Annotated in this window: 22 protein-coding genes; 2 read left to right on the top strand and 20 right to left on the bottom strand. The window is 39.1% G+C overall.

Features of this window, described 5'->3' with window-relative positions; translation table 11 throughout:
- Window positions 1-33: 33 nt before the first annotated feature.
- From BM056_RS15015 to BM056_RS15035, 5 genes are all read right to left on the bottom strand, one after another.
- Window positions 34-684, bottom strand: coding sequence for a YveK family protein (locus BM056_RS15015; protein ID WP_092472242.1), 651 nt, complete (start codon window positions 682-684; stop codon window positions 34-36).
- 52 nt (window positions 685-736) lie between these two features.
- On the bottom strand, window positions 737-1,282 hold the full coding sequence (locus tag BM056_RS15020; protein WP_165613547.1) for an SH3 domain-containing protein: 546 nt from the start codon (window positions 1,280-1,282) through the stop codon (window positions 737-739).
- A 106-nt stretch (window positions 1,283-1,388) separates the two neighbouring features.
- The gene (locus BM056_RS15025; RefSeq protein WP_092472244.1) at window positions 1,389-2,915 is read right to left on the bottom strand and encodes a flippase; all 1,527 of its coding nucleotides are present in this window, start codon (window positions 2,913-2,915) and stop codon (window positions 1,389-1,391) included.
- Window positions 2,916-3,053: 138 nt separating this feature from the next.
- Window positions 3,054-3,842 (bottom strand): N-acetylmuramoyl-L-alanine amidase family protein, encoded by a 789-nt coding sequence (locus BM056_RS15030; protein WP_092472245.1) that lies wholly within the window; start codon window positions 3,840-3,842, stop codon window positions 3,054-3,056.
- A 16-nt stretch (window positions 3,843-3,858) separates the two neighbouring features.
- Entirely contained in the window at window positions 3,859-5,742 is a 1,884-nt protein-coding gene (locus BM056_RS15035; RefSeq protein WP_165613548.1) for a divergent polysaccharide deacetylase family protein, read from the bottom strand.
- 344 nt (window positions 5,743-6,086) lie between these two features.
- Here BM056_RS15035 and cysC point away from each other — a divergent pair, with 344 nt between their 5' ends.
- A complete protein-coding gene (gene cysC / locus BM056_RS15040) occupies window positions 6,087-6,680 on the top strand; it encodes an adenylyl-sulfate kinase (RefSeq protein WP_092472247.1) in 594 nt (197 codons plus the stop codon).
- Window positions 6,681-6,725: 45 nt separating this feature from the next.
- On the opposite strand, the gene BM056_RS15045 is transcribed toward cysC, so the two are convergent.
- Window positions 6,726-7,970, bottom strand: coding sequence for an S-layer homology domain-containing protein (locus tag BM056_RS15045; RefSeq protein ID WP_165613549.1), 1,245 nt, complete (start codon window positions 7,968-7,970; stop codon window positions 6,726-6,728).
- A 257-nt stretch (window positions 7,971-8,227) separates the two neighbouring features.
- On the opposite strand from BM056_RS15045, the gene BM056_RS15050 reads away from it, so the two are divergent.
- A complete protein-coding gene (locus tag BM056_RS15050) occupies window positions 8,228-9,145 on the top strand; it encodes a sulfurtransferase (RefSeq protein ID WP_092472249.1) in 918 nt (305 codons plus the stop codon).
- Between the two features lie 23 nt (window positions 9,146-9,168).
- On the opposite strand, the gene BM056_RS15055 is transcribed toward BM056_RS15050, so the two are convergent.
- The 14 genes from BM056_RS15055 to BM056_RS15120 form a co-directional block, all read right to left on the bottom strand.
- The gene (locus BM056_RS15055) at window positions 9,169-10,161 is read right to left on the bottom strand and encodes a glycosyltransferase family 2 protein (protein WP_165613550.1); all 993 of its coding nucleotides are present in this window, start codon (window positions 10,159-10,161) and stop codon (window positions 9,169-9,171) included.
- A gap of 42 nt (window positions 10,162-10,203) precedes the next feature.
- Window positions 10,204-11,151 (bottom strand): hypothetical protein, encoded by a 948-nt coding sequence (locus BM056_RS15060; RefSeq protein ID WP_092472251.1) that lies wholly within the window; start codon window positions 11,149-11,151, stop codon window positions 10,204-10,206.
- A gap of 31 nt (window positions 11,152-11,182) precedes the next feature.
- The gene (locus BM056_RS15065; protein WP_092472252.1) at window positions 11,183-11,890 is read right to left on the bottom strand and encodes a glycosyltransferase family 2 protein; all 708 of its coding nucleotides are present in this window, start codon (window positions 11,888-11,890) and stop codon (window positions 11,183-11,185) included.
- A gap of 27 nt (window positions 11,891-11,917) precedes the next feature.
- Window positions 11,918-13,036 carry a glycosyltransferase family 4 protein gene (locus tag BM056_RS15070; RefSeq protein WP_092472253.1) on the bottom strand — a complete coding sequence of 373 codons (1,119 nt, stop codon included), beginning with the start codon at window positions 13,034-13,036 and terminating at the stop codon, window positions 11,918-11,920.
- A complete protein-coding gene (locus tag BM056_RS15075; RefSeq protein ID WP_092472254.1) occupies window positions 13,017-14,012 on the bottom strand; it encodes a GDP-mannose 4,6-dehydratase in 996 nt (331 codons plus the stop codon). Before BM056_RS15075 ends, BM056_RS15070 begins: the two co-directional genes overlap by 20 nt.
- 36 nt (window positions 14,013-14,048) lie before the next feature.
- A complete protein-coding gene (locus tag BM056_RS15080; RefSeq protein ID WP_165613551.1) occupies window positions 14,049-14,753 on the bottom strand; it encodes a class I SAM-dependent methyltransferase in 705 nt (234 codons plus the stop codon).
- Window positions 14,737-15,714 carry a GDP-L-fucose synthase family protein gene (locus BM056_RS15085; protein ID WP_092472256.1) on the bottom strand — a complete coding sequence of 326 codons (978 nt, stop codon included), beginning with the start codon at window positions 15,712-15,714 and terminating at the stop codon, window positions 14,737-14,739. The genes BM056_RS15080 and BM056_RS15085 overlap by 17 nt, the downstream gene beginning before the upstream one ends.
- An 88-nt stretch (window positions 15,715-15,802) precedes the next feature.
- Window positions 15,803-16,609: a class I SAM-dependent methyltransferase gene (locus BM056_RS15090; RefSeq protein ID WP_092472257.1), complete on the bottom strand. Its 807-nt coding sequence runs from the start codon at window positions 16,607-16,609 to the stop codon at window positions 15,803-15,805.
- A gap of 23 nt (window positions 16,610-16,632) precedes the next feature.
- Entirely contained in the window at window positions 16,633-17,460 is an 828-nt protein-coding gene (locus tag BM056_RS15095) for a sulfotransferase domain-containing protein (RefSeq protein ID WP_092472258.1), read from the bottom strand.
- A 114-nt stretch (window positions 17,461-17,574) separates the two neighbouring features.
- Window positions 17,575-19,002: an oligosaccharide flippase family protein gene (locus tag BM056_RS15100; RefSeq protein ID WP_092472259.1), complete on the bottom strand. Its 1,428-nt coding sequence runs from the start codon at window positions 19,000-19,002 to the stop codon at window positions 17,575-17,577.
- Window positions 19,003-20,079 carry a GDP-mannose 4,6-dehydratase gene (gene gmd, locus BM056_RS15105; protein WP_092472260.1) on the bottom strand — a complete coding sequence of 359 codons (1,077 nt, stop codon included), beginning with the start codon at window positions 20,077-20,079 and terminating at the stop codon, window positions 19,003-19,005.
- Window positions 20,080-20,113: 34 nt separating this feature from the next.
- Complete coding sequence (locus BM056_RS15110) at window positions 20,114-21,484, bottom strand: mannose-1-phosphate guanylyltransferase/mannose-6-phosphate isomerase (protein WP_092472261.1); 1,371 nt, start codon at window positions 21,482-21,484, stop codon at window positions 20,114-20,116.
- A 158-nt stretch (window positions 21,485-21,642) separates the two neighbouring features.
- Window positions 21,643-22,587 carry a class I SAM-dependent methyltransferase gene (locus BM056_RS15115; protein ID WP_092472262.1) on the bottom strand — a complete coding sequence of 315 codons (945 nt, stop codon included), beginning with the start codon at window positions 22,585-22,587 and terminating at the stop codon, window positions 21,643-21,645.
- On the bottom strand, window positions 22,588-23,667 hold the full coding sequence (locus tag BM056_RS15120) for a glycosyltransferase family 4 protein (protein WP_092472263.1): 1,080 nt from the start codon (window positions 23,665-23,667) through the stop codon (window positions 22,588-22,590).
- Window position 23,668 lies beyond the last annotated feature (1 nt).

Below are 23,668 nucleotides of genomic sequence, written 5' to 3' on the forward strand. Positions count from 1 at the left end.
CGTTCACCCAGCCATTCTCCACCGTGGTATGCATTAATCGTTACTTCCGGATTGACCGGTTGCATTATTAATTGGGCGATCCTGTTCTCCATCCTCAGCTCTAATAGAAGCTCTGAATAATGCTACTCCGACAATCAACAGCAAACCAACTGCACCCGCCAATAAAATATTTAAATTATGGTTTGGCCAAACCGGGGTATTAGGCGGTGAAGCAGGGTCAATAATTTGAATATTATCCAAAACCATTAATTCGGCCACCTTTTCCAGCAATACCCGCGCCACCTCATTGGCCAACATGGCAGAAAGTGTTGGATTCGTACTATTTACAGTTATTCTTAAGAATTCCGTCTCACCCAGCAGCTCAATATTAACTCTCTTCCTTAAATCATCAACCGACATTTTAAGGTTATTCTGCTTAATCACTTCTTCAAAAATCATGGTGCTTTTGGCCAGCTCACAATAAGTCCTAACCAGCCTTTGGTTTAACATAATGGTTCCGACCCTTACCTCATAAGGAGAAGAAGCTGTTGGCTGATTAAACACCATTAAAGTTGTTGATGCCTTATAGACAGGAGATAAAACATATAAACTAATTACTGCGCTAAATATCATGGCCAAAATAGGAACTGCCACCAAAGCCAATTTTAACTCACTTAGTACACTTGTAAATTCTTTAGCCCTCAAAAAAAGCTACCCCCCCGCAATCATAACAATATCCGTAATGCTAATCTTATCGCTATTCCGTTAAGTAATTTAAGTACCTTTTGGATACCCATCCGTCCAATCCGTTGTCCATTCTTACTTTGACCCACTCAGAACCCTCAGGTACTTCCACTTCGGTTACAATTTGGCCATATTGCACATTGCCGATTATTTCAGCATTGTTATCGGCATCTGACCGGACATTAAGTTCGGGGACCATTACAATCAGCTTTTTATCAGCTGAGCCCTCAGGCGGTGTTTCAGCTGATAAACTAATATCTTCTGTTCCATCCTCAGCAATTGTTTCTTCCTGAGCATCATTTTGTTCAGAATTTTGTTCTTCTGTTGTTTGTACCTCTAAGAATGGCTCTTCAAAATCTTTTAGCTCTCTTAATTTGATTTCGGCCGGTTTGGGCTCATATGAATATTTTTGCAAAATTGGAGAAGGAACACTTAATAAGGTACCTACCACTGCGATAATAGTAAAACAAGTTAAAATTATCCACATTTTAGCGTAAGGTCTTTTTAACTCCAGCTGTACAATGCTGAAGAAACAAAAAAGACAGCTTAAAGTAATCAATATAATAATCAGCCATGACCACATCTACAAACCCTCTCCTTTAGAAAACTCCCCTTAAACTAAAGAGGGTGTCACCGAATTTATAATTATAGTTAACCAACTACCCTTACGGGTTATCACGACTCACAAAAATACCACCAACCTTTCTTTTTATCAGCACTAAAATCTCCCGTTCTTCATGGTTAAACCCCATAAAACACAGCAATCCCGCATAACTTCCCAAAAGCAACAATGACATTATCGGCCAGCTAAGATTGGGGAAAAATTTATTCAACATTATTACCAAACCATAGGTTATAAAGGCAGCCAGGAAACTCTTCAATACATTTGCCGAGTAAGGCCATAAGCGATATAAAATATACATTTCCAACAAGCGAACCAGATTAATAATCATCATGGATAAGCCAAGAGCCAAAGCAGCACCTAAAATACCATAATTTTTTATAAATAAATAATTTAAAATTATATTTATCAAAACAAAGGCACAGTTATTAATCAAATCCAGATCCTGCTTACCCATAATTAACATATATTCAAGGGGTCCGGTGCATACATTTACAAACTGCGCCAGACAACATAGAATTAAAATATTTTTACCAACTACATATTCCACCCCAAACATGCCCATAATCAGTTCTGCATAAATAATAATAAATAAAACAAACGGTAAGGTTAAGGATATTGTCCACCTTGTAACTGTTTTAAAGAGTGAATTTAATTCTTTAAGCTTGTTATTGTGAAAATGTTCTGCAATAACCGGAGCAACTATTAAATTAAATGCCTGCATAAATATCACTATTTGAGCGGCAATTTTACCCCCGGCGGCATATACGCCTATATCACCGGCCAGCACCATTTTTCCCAAAATTACTTTATCAAACTGATTGATTACCAGCGGCAAAAACCTGGCTATATAAACAGGCATGGCAAAACGAAATAATTTTTGAGGCTCATAAATAGGTTTGCCTTTAAAAAGCAAAACCCGACTGATTTTAAATATAGCTATGGCGCCAAAAACAGCAACCAATACCCACGCTAAGACAAAGGATTTTAACGCATGGATAATAGTTAATCCCACCAGGCAAGAAACAACAAGGCAAATTATATATATTGCAGGGTGTAATATATATTGCATTAATGAATAGTAAAATATACTTTGCGTAGCCCTGGCAGACGCGGTTAAGATAGCCGCAAAGACATAAAAAGGTATGGAAACGGCAAAAAATTTTAAAACAAATTCCAATTCCTCTTTATCAAAGATATTCTTGGCAATATGAGATGCTGATATAAATATAAAAATAGCTGTTAGTGCGGCGACTATAACCGTGAGTATACTGGCCAGCTTGAATAAACCTTTTAATCTGGGCTGATCTTTTTCGGTGCTATACACACTGCCGAACTTAATAATCCCTTCCGACAAACCTAATTGGGAAATTTGACCGGCTATAGTAAAAATGCTAAAGCCGATCGTATATAAACCGTATTTTTCAGGCCCAAGTAATCTTACCAGTAATACTTGTGTTAAAAACCTGATCATATTGCCCAGAAACGAACCGACAATTGCTATGCCACCATGGCGAGCCACGGCCAAAGAAGTTTTAAAAGTTTTATCCTCCCGGGTGTTTTTATTCATAAATGCCTTCCCTGGGAACTCCCCAGATATAATTTGTTATACCTGTTATTTTATGTTTCTTTTTTAAAAGTGTTCCAAAAAAGAAGGCGGTTTTGTTTCAGTGAACAAAACCGCCCTACTATTTTGGGTATTATGACCTTACTCAATAAGCTCCTGCTCTTCGCTTTCCCCCAGGATTGTATATCCCATTACTCTTAGAACATAGTTGGCATTGGCCAGGGTATCATGTATCATGTTGCTTTTAATGGTTTCGGGAGAATTGTAGTACAATATTATGGCTTCAGCAATCTTCTGAGCCAATAGTTCTTGATATCGCGCTTCCTGCAGAAGTTTTCTTTCATGGGCATTGCTTAAATAACCCACCTCCACCAGCACGGCTGGAATTTTGGTTTGCCTGACCATATAGCAATTGGTGATCTTGGCGATTCTTTGGGTCATGCCGGGAATACTCCGTAATTCCTGCTGTATCGCCAGCGCCAGGATTTTGCCATCGGTTGATTTGGCATGGTAAAAGGTTTCCGCGCCTTCATAACCGCGTTTACGCGAGCCGTTAACGTGAATGGTTAATAAAATATCGGCCTTATGGGCTTTAGCTATTTCTATCCGCTGGTTCAGGTCATAGCGCTTCGCTTGACGTCCCCGCATCCCCGGCAGAGCGTAATTATAATCTCCATCGCGGGTTAATATTATTTGTGCGCCGTTTTTTTTCAGATTATCGGCCACCTTTCTGGCTACTATCAAGTTGATGTCCTTCTCATAAAGGTCTTCCCATAGTGTCCCCGGGTCATAACCACCGTGTCCCGGATCAATGGCAATGATTTTTGAGTTTAAAGGCAATGATTTTTTCGCCTTGGGACTGGCGCACGCCGTGCTCAGCGGCAACAAATAAATTGCCAGTACCAGCAGCGCCAAAAAAATTCTTCTCATAAATGGCCTCCCCCAATTAATGTACCAGTTCAGAAAGGTAGACAAATTCGATGCCCCGGGCCTCCATAACAGGTATCATTTCCTTAATCGCCCGGGCCGTCTTATCCCCGCCATTCCCTACATGTCCAATGCCGACAGCGCTGCCTTGGGCCAATGCTTTTTCCGCCAAAAGATTGAGCTGTTTTTTGATTTTAGCTACATTTTTGATGTCATCAAGAAAAACATCCCTTTGCGTACAAGCGATGCCCATATTTTGGGCTATTTCAAGCATCTTGGAGCCTTCCGAAGTTTTGCTGTCCAGAACCATAAAGCCCCTATCTTTGGCAGCTTCCAGCACGGGAGTTATTAAATCCTCCCGGGATGTGATCAATGACCCGGTATGGTTGTTAAACCCGGTGGCGTAAGGCACCTGGTTAAAATCCTTTATTGCCTGTTCACGTATTTCCACCGGGGTCATGTTGGAAGTTATCGCCCCCGGACCGAGCCAGCTGGCTTTACCCTTTAGCGGCTGCAGGGGTAGATGGACAATGACCTCATAACCCCGCTGGGCCGCCTGTTTGGATTCGGCTGTAGTATTCTCCAGGTTGGGCATAACCGCAAAAGTCAGCGGCCTGTCTATTTGCATCATTTCCTTTACGCCATGCCGATCACTGGAACCAAAGTCATCAATAACAATGGCCACTTTGGCTTTTTTGCCTTCCATTAAACCGCCGGCCACTCTGGTAAGTGACATTTTATTGCGGTCCAGCGGTTTGCTGATATCCATATGCCTGGCTAAAGTACGCACTTCTGCACCATTTACGGTCAGTTTGACACTGTGCAATTGAGGCAGTTCAAAAAGGGTGTATGCTATCGAACTAAGAGCAATCCATTCCTCTTCGCTCCCGATGCTGTCCAGATTTACATTATCTATTTTCAGGTCCACCCGGGCCAGGGTACCCAACACCTGTACGTCCTGGATATTGACACCACGGGGTATACAAGAGCTTAATTCCGAATTGTTTCTGGGCCCTTCCGCTAGTTTTTTTAGAGACAGCCGGGCTTTTTCCGCCAGGCTCTTGTCTTCGAAGCTTTCGTCACCTGCTTCAACTTCCTCGGACAGCATTAGTAATTTACTTGGATTTTTAGGTAAAAAAAATGCGCCAGGTTTATTTTCACCTGCTTGTCCAACGTATTTTTCTTTCTGTGCCGGCAAATCCCCGGCTGTTTTAACCGGGTTGGCTCGATTAAAGTAATTATTGATGCCCGTGCCAATAGCATGGGCGATTTCTTTTTGATAACGGGAATTTTGCAGTTGTTTAAAATCGCGAGTATTGGACAAGTACCCCATTTCAACCACCACGGCAGGTATGTCCAGATGGGTAAGCACATAATAATTTCTGGCGTGGCTTGTTCTTTTAACCATTGCAGGTATGCGCCGCAACTCCCGCTGGATGTTTTGAGCCAAGTCCCCGGCGGAATAATTGGCATCATTGTGGAAGACCACCGCCCCGGCCTTACTGTTCTTGGAAGAAGCATTCACATGCAGGCTTACATATATGTCGGCTTCGTACTTAGCTGCCTGGGCGATTCTTGCATCAAGTTCATTTTTCCGCTTAAAGAACCACCGGCCCGGTTCGTAATCCCCGTTCCTGGTCAGTTTGACCTCGGCCCCTTCAAGTTTTAGCATTTTAGCCAGGTTTTGGGCTACTTTAAGGTTGATATCTTTTTCAACTTGCTTGCCGGCTTTACATCCTAAATCCCGCCCCCCATGTCCGGGATCAATAACAACGGTTTTCCCCCGTACACCATTGAACGCCAGGGCCGGCTTATTTTGTTTTACGGAGCCGTCTAAATGCATGGTCAAAAGCAAACAACCGATAAGCGCCATGATCAAAAAGCACCGTCTATATCTTTTCATAGATTCTCCTCTTCCCATTGCATTAAATTTTCTTAACTTATTTTTTGATAGAATCCATAATTTTTTCCCATGAAGATGTGAGCAGCCGGACTTTTATTTTCCATAAGCAACACTACATAATCACAGCATAAGGACCGCCTAAAAGTCGACGGTCCTCTGCTTCTATTGTTTTTAACTTCTATTTGTTTTTAAATAGTTTTTAAATGCTAATTATGTTTAAACCGGCTTAATTTTAGGTGCCGGGTTTATTTTAACCTTCCTGTTTCGTTAAAAAATCCCCCAAAAATCTCACGTTACCTGTGTCCGGCTCCGGTGGGATTACATACTTTAGAACATTAAGGCAGGTGAATTGCTTGAGTCATAACTGTAAAATTACCAAGGAAGACCGTTATCTTTTAAATGGACACAGGGGCTGCGTGCTTTGGCTGACCGGGCTGTCCGGCGCGGGTAAGTCGACTTTAGCCGCAGAATTGGAAGCCGAGCTTTATCGGCGCCGAGTACATGCTTATGTGCTGGATGGCGACACTATCCGCAGCGGCTTAAATAATGATCTGGGTTTTAACCCGGAGGACCGCCGCGAGAATATTCGCCGGATCGGCGAGGTGGCCAAATTATTTTTTGATGCCGGTTTTTTTGTGCTTTCGGCATTGATATCTCCTTATCGAAAAGATCGCCGGTTGGCACGCAGCCTATTTCAGCAGGGCGAGTTTTTGGAAATATACGTCAAATGCGCTATGGCCGAATGTGAGCGGCGAGACCCCAAAGGTTTATATAAAAAAGCCCGGCATGGAATTATTAAAAACTTTACAGGCATCAGCTCTCCTTACGAAGCTCCTATAAGCCCTGAATTAATTATTGAGACGGATCAACAGCCGCTACAGGAGTGCGTCAGGCAAATAATTAGTTATTTAGAAGACCATGGCTATTTTAATAACTAGTTTATTATCCTGAAAAAGTCTTTAAGTTACTTGTATCCGGCACATCTAGTCCAAACATTTCAAGCTTACTCCCTCGCTGACAGTCACAACTTTTAAGCCGCGATTTTTAATCTCTTGAAATAGCTCATTCAGCCTCTGCTGGTTGATACCGTGATTGGCAGGGGTTTGATTTGCTTCCGTAACAGAGTGGGTATAAAAAATCACCCATCCTCCCTGAATAACCGCCTGATCCAGCAGATCTGTCAATTCATCATTGGCCAACCCGGAATCCAGCATAATCCTTTCCAGATTATAACGATTAATTGGCGGAATATTAATTTTATTGCCAAAGCATTTAACAGCGGACTCGTGATATTCACTTACTACCGGGTAAGGATCGGTATCAAACCAAAAAGGATAAGCAAAACTTGCATACTGCAAACCGTTTTTCTGCAGCCATTCTTTTGGTTGTAACAGCTGCTGCCTGATCTCACGATCCCTTAAATCCTTAAAATGAATATGATTCTTTGAATGAGAACCGGTCTCCCACCCGGCCTGCTCCATTTCCTGCAACTGCGCTATGGTCATCATGCCGCGGCTGCCCACATTGGACGGCAAGATATAATTAACCCCCGGGTAGCCATAGCTTTGGTGCAATGGAAAGGCATTATCAAATATTGATTTCGAACTGTGATCATAACATATGGTCACTAATCCGGTACCCTTACCCGATTCGTAGATCAACCGCACCAAAATTACACTGGCTTCGGCCCGGGTAACCGGATTCCAGGGGCGAAAGGTTCCATCGGGATAACCCGACATTAAATTACGCTCATAAACAATACTGACATACCCCCGGTATGCCGGCGGAATATTAATACCATCATCATAACCTGTATAATTCGACTCAACAGCAAGTTTAAGCGCCCGGACTATCAACCTTGCCACTTCCACCCTGGGAATCGGCTCTCCGGGCTTTAGTATGCCATTAACGCTTTCCTCGGGTTTTAGTATACCGGACACCACAGCCGTCTCAATATACGGAAAAGACCACGATGTGTTGCCAACATCGGCGTAAGAGGATTCCACCGCACCGTATACGGGAATTTTTAAAGCTAATATCAGGCACTTGATAAATTCCTCCCGCGTCACATTAGCTTCCGGATGAAAGCTTCCGTCAGGGTAGCCCCCCATGACGGATGTATCCGCCAACTTTGTAATATACCCTTCCGCCCAATGTCCGGCTACATCATTCAGCGGATTGGCAACAGCAGCAGGGACTAATGTAACAATATAAAAAAATATCGCCATTATTAACCAGGTGGTTTTTTTCATTTTTACCTCCCCCAATGACTAATTAATAATATATATGTGTAACAACCTGAAATTAATAACATATTATAAAGTTAACTGTGCCCAAAAGCTCAGTGAAACCGTTCAGTCAAAGCTGAACATAAAGAGGAACTCCCACTATAGCAGCGGGAGTCTTGGAAGCAGTTTTAATACGGAGGTGAAAATGTACTTATCTGTAATTATTTGTAATTTATATAACAAGGAGGGTTTTTTTATTGAGTGTTAAAAAATATCTTGTTTTGGGGGTGCTATTAACCCTACTGGCAGGTTTACTTATCGGGTGCGGCAATAAAGACCAGGATTTAAATACTGTTAATGCCAAGGAACCGGCCGTGCCTTATACCCATCCGGAAGCCATGATCAGTGCAGACCAATTAAAGAAAATCTTAAGCCAGCCCAATTTAACTATTTTGGACACCAGAACCAGAGACATTTACGAACAGGGCCATATACCCGGAGCAATCTGCTTTAACGTTAAGTCGCTGATGGACCCCAACCGCCGGGGCAGGTTTACCTCCCCCAAGCTGTTCAGTTTAACCATACGGGAGTACGGGGTAAACAGCTCGGACCACATCGTCGTTTACAGTGATAACTACAATCATGCAGCTTTATGGTTTTTTTTAAATATGTATGGGCTGAATGTTCAAATGCTAAACGGCGGGCTGGAGCAATGGCTGGCCAAGGGGTACGAAATGGAGACCGGAAGGGTAAGAAGGGGTAATCTGGGGGCATTTAATTTAGCAGGCGAACAACAAAAAGCTAATTTCATCATAGAAACGGCTACTTTAGCAGAAGCACTGCTGCAAAACTCAGAGGGCATCGCTGTAATTGATGCCCGCTCGGCTGAAGAATTCAGCGGCAGAGGCCATATACCGGGGGCGATAAACATAACCTGGGATCAGCTCATCAACGAAGATATGACTTTTAAAAACGCCTCCGACTTAAAAGAATTGTTCACAGATAATGGAATCACCCCCGAAAAACAAGTAGTAATCTATTCCAATAACTCCATTAGAGCTTCTTATATTCATTTTGTTTTAAATAGACTGCTTGGCTATGCTAACGTTAAGATCTATGATGGATTTTACCTGTACTGGGCCAGAGAGAAAACCATTGTCAAAGGAAGTGTTTAAAGGGAAAGGATTAACCTTTCCCTTTAACTTATCAATAAATCTTTAAAAAAGCTTTTCATGCCATGCAGATACCGGTGGTAATTACCTGTAATTAAGCCCTTTAATAATGGGAGTAGACGGCGGGAGCGCCCGATCTTTTTCGTCTGCTCCCTTAATTGCGCAAATTCCAACCGTTTTTCACATTCTATCAAATACTCATTAAGCCTGGTACGGTTACTTAAGCCTAAACTTTTATTTTTAGAAATCTCAACCAGGCGCTGCAGCATTGTTTCCCAGTGTCTTCTATCCTTGGTGTAATCCGCAATCCCCGCCACCTTTAATGCCATTCTCCATTTGTTAAGCCATCCGGTTTCAAAGAAAACATCATTGCCGGAATTATTTTCGTGTCTGCGGTAAAACATTAACGGGGTGTCCAACGCCCTGCTGCCCATAACAGCATGGGCAATAAAGGCTATCCAATGATCATGCCCCCATTCTTTAGAAATGGGCAAAATAAGTTCTTTTAAACTTGATCGAAAAGCCATGGTACAACCATTTACCCCGACCCCGGCCACTAACTGGTGAGCAAACCGCTGTTCATTAATATGCATATGGCGGCGACAGCCAAAAAGGCTGCAGCCAGTTGGCCGCAATGCATCATCTGTCAAAATAGCATTGCAGTATACCAAACCTGTTTCATCATTTTGAAAAGGCTCCAGCATTGTTGCTATTTTTTCTTTAAACCAAAAATCATCTTGGTCACTTAAAAAGATTATATCCCCGGTTGTTTGCTGAATTGCTTTTTCAAAATTTTTTATGCAACCTAATTGGGGTTTATTTAAAATAATGTTAATATCGGTTGAGCATTTAGAAGCTATGCGTTTCACTATATCAACAGTGTTATCCGCTGACGCATCGTCACAAATAATCACCTCTTGTGGCGGTAGTGATTGTCCTAATATGCTTTCCAACTGTGGCCCGATAAAATGACCACCGTTAAATGTACATAGAGCCACAGAAATTCTATAGTTCTGCAAGATAATCTCTCCCCGCAGGCTAACATTTACTAAATATTGTAGTTAATCTCCCCCTACTTCCCTAAGCGGGCGGGTGGCACCCAATTCAAGATCATAGATTTTTAAATCAGCAATAACACCTAATCTGTCTCTACCGGATACATAGCTCAAACTACCATATTTATCTTTTGATATCCTGAACTTGCCTTCTATATATCCTTCTTGTGGAGTAACTACCTTAAATGGCTGTGATAGATCTTTTCTAACAAAGAATGCATTAACACCCACACTATTAGAACCAATAAAATCATATCCCTTGGCATCAGCCAGCTTACAAAGAGCCGGCAAAGAGCAACCAAAATATAAACCGGAATAATGTGCCTGTGTTGCAATAAAATGAGGATCATAGGGAATTGTAATGGCATAGTCATCTCCCAAAACAGTATTATACTCACATATGACAATTCTCGGGCTCACCATTGTAATAGCATCCCAAATCCAATAATCATTTCCATCTATATCAATGCTAAGTAGGCCGATATCTCCGCTTATTCCAGCTGAAGCAATTAAATCGTTAATATTTTCTCTGGTTATAAATTTACAAATTGCAGTTAAATCATGTTTCCAGTAAATGGGGTCGCTTTTTATGTACTTAATACTTTTAGAATTGCCGTCAATAATGAGCCCTTTCCAGTTATCATTAATAAGTAGAAATCTGGTGTTGGATTCAGTATAATTTTCCATACCAATTTCAATAAAAATTTCGTTTTCAATTGGAATTTTACTTAAAATATATTGTATAATTCCATCTTCGCCCCACTGCGAAAAAACCTTAAATTCAACATCTTTCAAGGAATTTATATTGCTTTGCTCCTTAATTTTTTGCATATGCAACTTAGCCAACAGCAAAGAATTAACTTCTGTATTTTTAAGTGTTACATCCACTTTATACGAAAATTCTCCAAGCAAAAATCCACGAAAATTATCAATTATTTTTTTTAACATTTTCATATAGCAAAACATTACCCCCAATTTATAATTATCAATACCAAAAACATTTTCTTAGCTTAAAAAGAAAATATTCTTTAATACCTAAATTATCCTTAATTAGCCTTGGCCGATCTTCTGTAAAATTCTCATCTACATACTTGGAGCTTAGCCCAAACCCTTCATAATCGGCGATAACTTCATTAATATAATTCTTTTTAATTTCTTCACAACCAAAGCATTTCAAATTAAAAGCATAATCGGCTTTAATTTTATATTTCAGGTCAAATTTGCCAATAATATTAAAGATATTTCTTTCATAAAATATAGCCTGGTGGCAGATATTTCTCTTGTTTAATTTAGATTTATTGAATAACCCGTCATAAATAACATTTTGATCCAATCTATACACATTGCCATAAATAAAATTTAAGTTGCTTCGCGGTACTATTAAATTAATTTTTTCCAATACGCCATCTTTTAGCTGGTCTCCCGCACCCAAAAAATACAAATACTTACCTGAAGCAATATTGATTCCTTTATTCATGGCATCATAAACGCCGTTGTCTTTTTCAAAGATTAGTTTTATATAGCTGCTATATTTTTTAACCTTTTCCATAGTGCCATCAGTTGATAAACCATCTATAATAATATATTCAAATAGCGTCATATTTTGGCTTAATACTGATTGTATTGTTTTTTCAATTTTTGCTGTACAATTATATGTCGGTGTAATAATAGAAAATAATTTTCCTTCCAGCAATTTATACCTCCGATATCCTGTTGATACTTATATAGAAAGCTGTGAATAGATTTCAAAAGTTTCCCGTGCACATTGTTCCCAACTAAACTTTTTTTCCTGCCGGTAACCTGCATTTATTAGCGTTTTTTTTAATTCCTCATCATAAAGCACTTTTTCCAGGGTATAAGAAATCTCCGCCACTTCGCCGGGATTAAATAAAAGTCCCGCCTCTCCGACAACTTCGGGAATAGAACTAACATTGCTGGCAATAACGGGACAGCCATGATGCATTGCTTCCAAGGGGGGCAGGCCAAAACCTTCGTATAAGGACGGGTATACAAAACAAGATGCATTTTTATATAAATTAATTAAAATTGCATCATCACCAAAGATTTGATCAATTTTTTCACTAATCCCCAATTCCTTAAATACATTTCGCTCTTCCGGGTTAATCTTTTCCCCGCCAAAAACTACTACCAGGAAATCCGAGCATATTTTACTATTAGAAGCATACGCTTTGATAAAATTAACAAAATTCTTATATCCTCTTCGCCAGCCAACATATAGAATATAGGGCTTCTTAATTATAGCTTCACTACCAGCCGCATCATAGGCGAGGGAATTGGCCAGGTATATAACACAAATCTTTTTTTTATCCACGCCTAATATATTAACTAAATCCTGCTTTGTGGATTTAGAAATAGCAATTATTATATCAGCATTTTCCACCGTATGCTTTTTAGCTATAGAAGTAAGGTCATTTTTTGAAAAATATTGCGGATAAAGTTCATGAATCATATCATAAACAGTTACCACCTGTCTTGCCTTAAATCTTCTTTTTTCGATATGATAATAAGTTGGATGGTAGATATCGTATAAGTTTTTGTGAAGCATATACCAACCGGTAAATAAAGATTTATTTACTACATTTACTGCTCGCCATACAGTCCCTATTTTAGATAACTCTGAAAGTTTTTTTCCCAATACCATAAGATTTTTATTAGATAATACTTCAAGCCCATAATCATTTTTATGAAATCCCGCACATACATCGGCTTTAATCCAATGATTTTCAGTATTTCTTTTAATTATCTCATAAAAATATCTGGAAATACCTCCATATTTCTGCTGTTCCCAAATTTTATGATCATATAATACTCGAATCATAACGACACTTTAAACCTTCTATTTTTAAGTCCTCTTTAACCATTTCTTCGATAATTTCCGTCAGGTTCTTTGTTGTTTTCCAACCCAATCCAGCCCTAATTTTTTGGCTGTCGCCACTCAAAGGTACTTCTTCCGCCGTTCTATAAAACTTTTGATCAGTCACTACATAATCTTTATAATTCAAATTCAACATCTTGAAAGTAATTTTTACAAAATCTTGCACAGAATGCGTTTTACCGGTTGCAACAATGTAATCATCAGGCATATCTTGCTGCAGCATCATCCACATGGCCCGAACATAATCAGGAGCATAACCCCAGTCACGCCTGGCATTCAGGTTACCTAAAATAAGTTTGTGTTCAAGCCCTATCTTAATTTTGACGGCAGTTGACGTGATTTTTCTGGTAACAAACTCAAAACCCCGCCTGGGGGATTCATGATTATATAAAATCCCCGTACAAATAAATATGCCGTATCTTTTTCTATATATATTAACTAAATGATAACCTGCCAATTTTGAAATACCATACATTGAACGTGGCCTAAATGGTGTCAACTCATTTTGTGGGGATATATCGGCATAACCAAACATTTCGCTGGAACCGGCAAAATATAAATGGCAGAATGGAACTATTTCCCGAATCGCTTCCAATAAATAATGTGTTCCATTAAAATTAGTTGTTAAAATTGATGCTTCTTCCAAGCCGTAATTAACAAAACTCATGGCAGCTAAATGATAACATTCATCGGGTTGAACATCTTTAACAACTTTATAAAGGGACAACTGGTTTTCTAAAGACGCACCGTGCAGGTAAATTTTATCTTGTATGTGAGCAATATTCATCAACCGGTGTCTGGCGTCTTCAAAAGAAACTTTTCGTATAATACCATGCACTTCATAACCTTTTTCTAGCAATAATTCAGCCAGATAAGAGCCATCCTGGCCACTTATCCCTGTAATTAACGCTTTTTTCATTCATATATATCCTCCATAATATCAACTATAACTTCTTTAAACATCATTTTTAACTACAGCATAAAAAATAGGATGCAGAATTTGCGGGTTAATGTTTCTATTAATTAACCGAGTAAATCTTATATATTTCCAATACCATGTTCTTAATGTTTTTTTTACATTTTCCCTCCACCCGCCACAAACATACTCTTCAAAACCGTCAAAATGTATATTCTTGAAACCGGCTGCCATTAAAACTTGCTGAAAACTATGCTCAATGAATCCAACTTCATGAGTAAAATCATTATACCTGTGCAGCTGTCCATCCGGTGCCTGGAGATTGGGAACCTGAATAATTAAAGTTCCATTGTCTTTAAGCGACAATTTAATTGCTTTCAGAAATTCAATCGTATGTTCCTTTTTAATATGCTCTAAAACATCAAGCAGGGTAATTAAATCAAACTCATTATTTTTCTCTTTAAGCCAGGCCGTGGAATCCTCAACTAACAAACAATTTAACCCAAGCGATTTGCAAAAACTAATTGTGCTTGGAGAAATATCTACACCGAAGTATTGTTCATATCCCCAATTTTTCATACACGAGAGCATTTCACCTCTTCCGACACCGATATCCAAGAGTTTGGCATTGTTATTGGAAGGAAAAAAACACTTATAATTCTTTTCGAATTGAATAAATTTTAGCGAAGCTTGTTCGTATCTACCAAAAGTATTCTCAACGTAAGAATCAAATATCTCTTTCATCAAATTCTCCTTCCATTCCCCGGACCTTACCACAGCTCCCAGCAAACCACTCATAAGTTTTCTTTATTCCATCTTCCAAGACCGTTTTCGCTTGCCAACCCAGTGCCCGCAACCTGGAAACATCCAGCAACTTGCGGGGGGGGCCATCCGATCTGTCCGCATTGAATTTTAATCTTCCTGCAAACCCAACAATATTTTTTACCATCTCGGCTAATTGTTTGATAGTTAGGTCTTCACCTGTTCCGATATTGATAATGGCACCAATATCTTTATAATCATAATTGTTCATCAGGAAAACAGAGGCATCAGCCAGGTCATCTACATACAAGAATTCTCTTTTTGGTTGCCCTGTTCCCCAAATTTCTACCTCAGACTTGTTTTTTATTTTAGCCTCGTAAAATTTTCTAATGAGTGCCGGCAAAACGTGGGAGCTATTTAGATCAAAGTTATCATTTGGCCCGTAAATATTTGCAGGCATTACTGCAATAAAGTTAGTACCATACTGTCTGTTATAAGCCTGGCACATTTTAATTCCGGCAATCTTGGCAATGGCATAAGGTTCGTTAGTAGGCTCCAGTTCCCCGTTCAACAGGTATGTTTCTTTCATTGGCTGCGGAGCAAATTTAGGATAAATACAAGAACTACCAAGGAAAAGCAACTTCTTTACCCCGTACCGGTATGAGGCATGAATAACATTTGTTTGAATCGCCAGGTTTTGATAAATGAATTCGGCAGGATAAGTATTATTAGCATGAATTCCACCTACTCTGGCAGCAGATAAATATACATACTCAGGCTTTTCTGAAACAAAAAACTCATCCACTGCTTGCTGATTTGTTAAATTCAATTCCTTACTGGTTTTATAAATTAAATTTGTATACCCGTCTTTTTCAAACTTTCTCTTAATGGCCGAACCAATAAGCCCTTTATGTCCCGCAATATATATTTTTGCATTCTTCACTTAATTTCACCTTCGATAGTACCTTACTAATGCGGATAAATTTAATAACCCCATAAATTCAGGTGCAGCGCAACCTGCTATCTTATATTTAATCTTGAATAGTTGAATTTAAATTATGCAATGTATTATGATCTTCCGTTGTTTTAGAAGGCATTACTCTAGTTATATAAGGGAAAAGAACCTTATTAATTCTACTTAAAGCATTTAGTTTCCAGGTAGATATTTTATTTTCTGATAAATAGTGTAATGAACGACCATTACTCCAAAGATTTAAATTGTATTTTTCTGCAATCCAGCGTAATGTTTTAATATTATAAAATGCAATATGTTGTCCTGTATCAAAAACGTAATACCACCAATCATCCGGATTGGGAGGCCAATTACCGTACAGAACTGTTGAAAATAAAACATTCTTATTTTGTAAATATGAAAATATATCATCTAGTGTTTCATTTGGGTTATCAAGATGTTCAAAAACTTCAAAAGCAGTTGCCCCTACATACTCTTGACAACTGACTGCCTCAAAGCCTTTGGCAAATAAACTTTTATTATATTTATCATATGAATAAAAATCATAACCTACATCTCGCATTAATCTTGTAAAAATTCCATATCCGCCACCATAATCAATAAATTTTTCATCTTTAGGCAGTAAAAAATATATAAATGCAGAAGAAATTTTGCATAAATTTATATTGCGCGACATTATACCCGTATCTAATGAAGTACTAATTGAAGAAACATAGGCTTCTTCAAGCCAATAAGGTTTTTCTGTCTGCAGTAATTGGCAATTATTACAAATGTAATATTTCACATTATATTTTTTTAATATTAAGTGTGAAAATATATATTCCAACTGATAGCCACCACATAATCTACATTGCTCTTTTTTCATTATGAAACCTCGGCTTTAACATTTTACCAATTTTGATTTTCCTCATATTTAAGCGCGACTAAAGTAAAACCAAAGCAACTTTTAAACAGATCTTTATCACGCTCGGTAAACATATCTCGCCAGCTCCCGACTTTACCACTTCGTATAAACTTTATCTTTTGATTTGTATTTTTGAACATATTTTCTTTCCCTGTTCTTTTCTCGTGTTCAGCCATTTTTTCAAATGAACTATCTTGTACTGCAAGATCAATTTGTTCGATACTTTTCGGCAACCCCAGGAATTGACAAACTTTAAACAATTCTGCTTGCGCATCTCTTATTAAATCCTCGTATCGAATCATTAAAAATCGATTTGATTGCTCTCCTACATTCTGCATCCAGCTATTGATGTTATCCCCCCATGTGCCAAAATCATCCAGTTTGCCTGCGGCAAATTTTTTGAGATAATCGCTAAATTCCAAATCCATTCTGTTTTCCCTTTTTAAATGGTAGTAATAGGATACTGCTACATCTCTGCCATCGCGAATGAGATAAACAACCTTGTTATAACGAGGATCATATGGTTCATGGCTCTTAATATACCTTGGCGAAGGCAGAGCATGCATATGTTTATCAGTATTCCAGTACATATCAGGCACCAAATATTCTACGTTGAAAAAGTTTACCGGTTCGTTACTGAGCAAATTACCTACAAGAAAGCGCATCCAGGTATTTCCTGACTTCGGATAAGATACAATAAACCGGTCATCATGCCGTACTTTCAAAGCATTTCCTTCTCGAACAGGGCGACCTAATATTTTCTTAATAACTCTTTTGAGCCGGTACTCCAACGGTAATTTTTTTTGAGCCATGCCAGGCGGCCTCCAAAAACAATGTTATGCATTCAGGAGTCAGGAGTCAGAATTCTTAAATACTTCGAGACGATAAACCGTTTTTTCATTATGGCTCCTGAATACTGACTCCTGCTATAAATGTTTTCGCACCGAGTTCAGTTTTATTAAGATATAAATTATCCCCATACCTGCTACAAACAGGGATATAACTTTTCCCCACCATAAACCGGTCCCTAAAAGGTAAAGACACGTTATTACGGAAATAAACCAGATTACCATGTCAAAATGAAGATACGTGATCCCTATGCGAAGGTAAATCTGCACACTCTGCAATATGTTAGTCATAATGTTACTTAATAAAATAGCACCAGCAGCACCAATTACTCCCATATGGGGAATTAAGATTAAGTTTAGAATTACATTTAATAACATTAATAGTATTGTGTTTAAAAATTCCAGTTTATTACCATCTGTCATCTGTAAAAGTGCGCCGGTCGGGCCAAACCAAGAAGATACAAAACTTGAGGCGCCAAGCAATATCATAACTAGATAGCCGTTTCTGGACGTAAAATCAGGACCAAATAGGTTTAATACGTAACTCCCCAAAACCACTACTAAAATAACAACAATGCCACTTACACTTGCCAACATCTTGCGAGTAATATGATAATTTTTTTTTAATTCACAGAACTCTTTGGCTTCGTAAGCACGTGCTATAGGTGGCATAAAAGCTGAAATTACGGAACCATGAAACAGCCCCGCGGTTTGAATAATATTGCTTACAGCGGTATACTGCCCAACTCCTGCAGTGTATCCATAGTAACCAAGCATTAACCTGCCTGTTTGCTGTACCTGAAAATAACCAAAACCAGCTACTAACAGGGGAAGCGAATAGTTGAATACTTTGGGTATAAGCCTACAGCCGGTTTTCAAATCAGGTCGCAGTTTGACTCTTATAATAAATAAAATTGCAAAAAATAGCTGAACAATTGAAGCCAGGCCAACGGCTGCAATAACACCCCCAAGTGAGCCGAGAAAAGCTAAAATACAAACAAAAAATAATCTCCCGGCACTGTTGATTACATTAAGCGCCGCCGCCTGCTTCATATTTCCTTGTGCGCGCAACACGGCGGACAACAACTGCACCGGTACCGTTATCAATAGGATCGGGCCAAACCAGGGAAGAATCTCTGCCAATGCTTTATTTTTAAATAAAGCATTGGCTATAAAAGCGCCCGAAAAAAAAAGCACACCCGAAAAAAATATCGTCCCAAGCAGGCCAATTAATATTACTGCTCCGTAATAGGCCCGCACCTGTTCGTTATTACCTGAAATAAATCTCTGTATCGTATTGGATAAACCTAATAAAGCAATATTTTGACTAACTGCATAGATAGATAATGCCAGAGCCAGAGTGCCAAAACCGTCTACTCCCAAAATGCGTGTCGCAACAATAAGAAAGAGCAATGCCGGACCTTTACTTAGCACATTACCTAAAAATAAAATGCTGCCTCCCTTAAATATGGTGCTAATGTTTTCCAACTTTTCCGTATTACCCATTTATATTTTTTCCTTGCCAGGTCTCTGGCATAGCAGGCTTTTTTCAACTTCTTTCATGTCGGCATTGATCATTGTTTTAACTAATTCTTTAAACGTAACCTTTGGTTTCCAATACAGTTTATTCTTGGCTTTTGCCGGGTCTCCCAACAGAAAATTTACTTCCGCCGGCCTAAAATAGTTAGGGTCTACTGCCACCAATACCTTTCCTGTGTCCTTATCAACTCCTTTCTCCTCCAATCCCTCGCCCTGCCAGTCTATCCTAATGTCGACTTCCGAAAAAGCAAGTTCTACAAAGTCCCTTACCGAAAAGGTTTCTCCCGTGGCAATTACATAATCGTCAGGTTTTTCCTGTTGTAAAATCAGCCACATAGCTTCAACATAATCCGCAGCATGACCCCAATCTCTCTTAGCATTCAGGTTGCCCAAATAAATTTTCTGCTGCAACCCAAATTTTATCCTGGCAACAGCTCTGGTTATCTTTCTGGTAACAAAGGTTTCTCCTCGCAGCGGAGACTCGTGGTTAAATAGAATTCCATTGCACCCAAAAATATTATATGCCTCGCGGTAGTTTACCGTAATCCAATAAGCGTACAATTTAGCAACTGCATATGGACTGCGCGGGTAAAACGGTGTTTTTTCATTTTGGGGAATTTCTTGCACTTGGCCGTATAGTTCACTGGTCGAAGCCTGATAAAACTTGGTTTTCCCCGTCAATCCCAATATTCTGACGGCTTCCAATAATCTCAGCGTGCCAAGGGCATCCGCATTGGCTGTATATTCGGGGGTTTCAAATGAAACTTTTACGTGGCTTTGTGCAGCCAAGTTATAAATTTCGTCCGGTTGTATTTCCTGGACAATTCTGATTAAATTTGTAGAATCGGTTAAGTCTCCATAGTGTAAAAAAAAATCAACATTTTTTTCGTGCAGATCACGGTATAGATGATCTATTCTGGCTGTATTGAAACTGGACGATCTCCTTTTGATGCCATGTACCTGATAGCCTTTGCTTAACAGTAATTCAGCCAGATAGGCTCCGTCTTGCCCGGTAATACCGGAAATTAACGCCACTTTTTTCATTTACAATCCCCTCGCTGAGTGATCAACCTTAAAACTAACATCTTCCAAAGTCATCTTCAAATCTGACAATATCATCTTCTTCCAGATACTGGCCAATCTGAATTTCTATCACTTCTAATGAAATTGCACCGGGATTGACCAATCTATGCCTGGACCCGGCTTTTACAAAGGCGCTCTCGCCGTTTAATAAAAGATATTCCCTGTCATCCACGGTAACTCCGGCTGTCCCGCTGACCACTATCCAGTGTTCACTGCGGTGATAATGTAATTGATCGCTTAATTTTTTTCCCGGCAAAACAGTAATACGTTTTATTTTGTAAGAAGCCCCCTCCGCAAGTATTGTGTAGGAACCCCAGGGTCTGTAAGCGGTTAAATGAACATCTGCTCTGGGATCATGGCTTTCCGATAATTTTTTTACTATCTCCCTTACCCGGTGGGAATGATTTTTTTTACATATTAAAAGAGCATTTTCTTGATCAATGACAATTAAGTTATCAACACCTATTAAAGCAACAACTTTGTCTCTATCCGCATACAATAGGTTATCCTGCGCGTCAATTGCAATCTCTTGGCCAAATCCAATATTATCCTCACCATCACCAATAAATTCTTCATAAAAATTATCAAAACTACCCAGATCGTTCCATTTAATGTCCAGAGGGATAACGGCAACCCGGCGGGATTTTTCCATAATGCCCTTATCCACCGAGATGCTCGGCGTCATTTGATAAACTTTATTAATATCACCGGCTTCAAAAGCCTCATAAACTTCCTGGTTACATTGACGCACCTCCTCCATAAAAATATCCGACCTGAACATAAATATGCCGCTATTCCAGAAATAACCTTTGTTAATATAATCTAACGCTGCCTGAAGATCGGGTTTTTCAATGAATTCATCAACCTGATAACCAGTTATTAAGGATGCTTTTGGTTTAATATATCCATAACCCGTATCTGGCTTATACGGCTTAACACCATAGGTTATGATATATTTGTCAGTTAATTGTTTACCTTGATTAATACTACGGGTAAACTCTTGCAGATTATTTATTAAATGGTCGGAGGGAAAAACCGCTATAATATCCTCTCCTAGTTTTCGTATTTCTTTTACTCCGTAACATATGGCCGGCAAAGTATTTTTGCCTGTTGGCTCAATTAAAATTTGTTTTTCATTTAAGCAATAACCAATTTCTTTAATTTGATTTAATATCAGAAATTTATACCTGCTAGTAGTTACTATAAAAATTGTCTCAACAGTTGTTAAGTTTAAACATCTTTCAAATGTCAATTGAAAAAATGATTTATCCATATTTTTTAATTTTATAAACTGTTTGGGGAAATTTGTTCTGCTAAGAGGCCATAATCTAGTACCAATGCCTCCTGCCAAAATGATAGCTTTCACTTTTTAACTCCCTTTTTAAAACAATAAACAGATATCCTTGTATAACATCATATGCATTTTTCTAAAAAATGACACTTTAGAAAAAAATAGAGACAGGTAAAAAACCTCTCTCCAGTAACTTCATTTTAAATTTATTTATTGCTATTAAATTTGGTATGTTATTTTATTACTCTGCCAATAACAGTTATCCTGCCCGTCATTTTAAACCAGGACATCATGGCCGCAATTGGAAAACTCAACTTATTAAATACATTTAAATGGTAAATATTTCTTAAACTCTTGGTTAACATATTTTGACCATATTGTTTCTCAATGGTTAAGGCCATACTGGCAGGAATATTACTGATATTTTTTTGGTAATAAATTTTTTCCAACTTTAAACCGCTTCTGGTGAATAATTGTCCGATCGAGCTGCTGGTAAAATGAGAAAAATGCCTGGGTACCTCCAGGGCAAACCAATTGGGACCAAACAGCCTAAATTCCCAACTTCCTATATTAGGCACACTAAAGGCCACTTGACCTCCCGCTTTGGTAATGCGCCCAACTTCTTGAAGTGTCTCCAGCGGATCAGGCAAATGCTCCAATACCATCCACCCGGTCGCCAGATCAAAAAAATCATCCGGAAAGCGCGCACTTTCAAGTATACCATGATGAATATTCAATCCCAGAAACTCTCTACCGTATTTTACAGGTTCATCTGCAATTTCAACCCCATAGACTTCCCAGCCCTTAGCGCGGGCTTGATCCAGAAAACCTCCGTAAGAACAACCTATTTCCAATAAACGGGCGTCCGGGCTCCCTGGTGGCGGCAAATAATGGCTTCTTATATCAAATAAAGACTTAATTATCGCCTTTATTTTGCCGTTTCTGCTTCCTTCGTAACCAGCGTGCTGATGAGGCGCATAAGTTTTGGGGTAATAGAAACTGATTGCTTCAGGTTTAGGACGGGGATTTAAATAGATTAATCCACAGTCCGTACATTGCACAATATTAAACTCACCGGGCAAACCATACCAGCAATCTCTGACGGGCATTAATAGTTTAGATTGCCCGCTTCCACATATATAGCATTTTTCAACCCGTTCTAACAATTGAATAGTCATTTATTTCATCCCTAATATTTCAATCAACTTATTCACGTTTACAGCAATTGAATATTCGTTTTCAACAGTTTTGCGTGCCTGCTGCAGCATATCCAGATGAGCAGCAGGTGATTTGATTATTTTTTCAATTTTGGCTACCCATTCTTTGGTGTCTTTTGCCAGATAACCATTGATACCGTCCACAATAATTTTGTTGTTAACCCCTACCGGTGAGGCCACTGCCGGAACACCCGCCGCCATATATTGCAATAGCTTTAATCCACATTTACCACGGGTCCACGGATCATCGGAAAGCGGCATGACCCCAATATCCAGCGAACTGATATCCTCCACTTCGCTTTCCAAAGACCAGCGCCAATATTCAACTTTTACCCCCGGGCACTCAAAAGACCCGCCACCTATAACTCTGAAAATAATTTCCCTTTGCGCAGCGATTTCTTGTAAAACAGGAACTATAACATTTAAGTACGGTGTAGTACTGGGTGTACCGATCCAACCAATGACAACCGGGATACTTTTCTTGCCCTGCAACATTCGCACAGGATATTTGGCCAGATCAATCGAGGTAGGCACTACATAAACTCGTTGATTATACTTACGCGCGAACTGACCAAGATAGTCGTTGCCCGCCACAACACTGTCGCATAGACTGATGATCTTCCGCACTCGCCCGTTGTAGGTTAATTTTTCAAATAATGTTTTGGCCCGCACTTCTGACACAGTATAAATGGCATCATCGAAATCAAAGATAACTCTTCTTTTTAACCATTTGCCCAATTTGCACAGCAATATTTCAGGTAACGGGTAAACGTGGGGCAATACCAGTTTTTGAATAAATATCACATCATAAAACGGCACTCTAAAAAGAGCAACCATCCTGGATAGAGCTGATAAGACAAAATAAATAATTTTATGCAAGCTTCCTTTGGCCGGCGAAAATTTGCCATAAAGAAAAGGGGTTAAGGCACTGTGCGTGCCGGCATCAATATTTTTTTGTTTCAGGAGCGGTATATACTGGTAAACTCTGTACCTTGCCGATGGTCCATTGATGGGGGTATTGGTTAAAAATAAGACTTTCACC

The sequence above is a fragment of the Desulfotruncus arcticus DSM 17038 genome, from assembly GCF_900113335.1.
GTDB lineage: Bacteria > Bacillota > Desulfotomaculia > Desulfotomaculales > Desulfallaceae > Desulfotruncus > Desulfotruncus arcticus.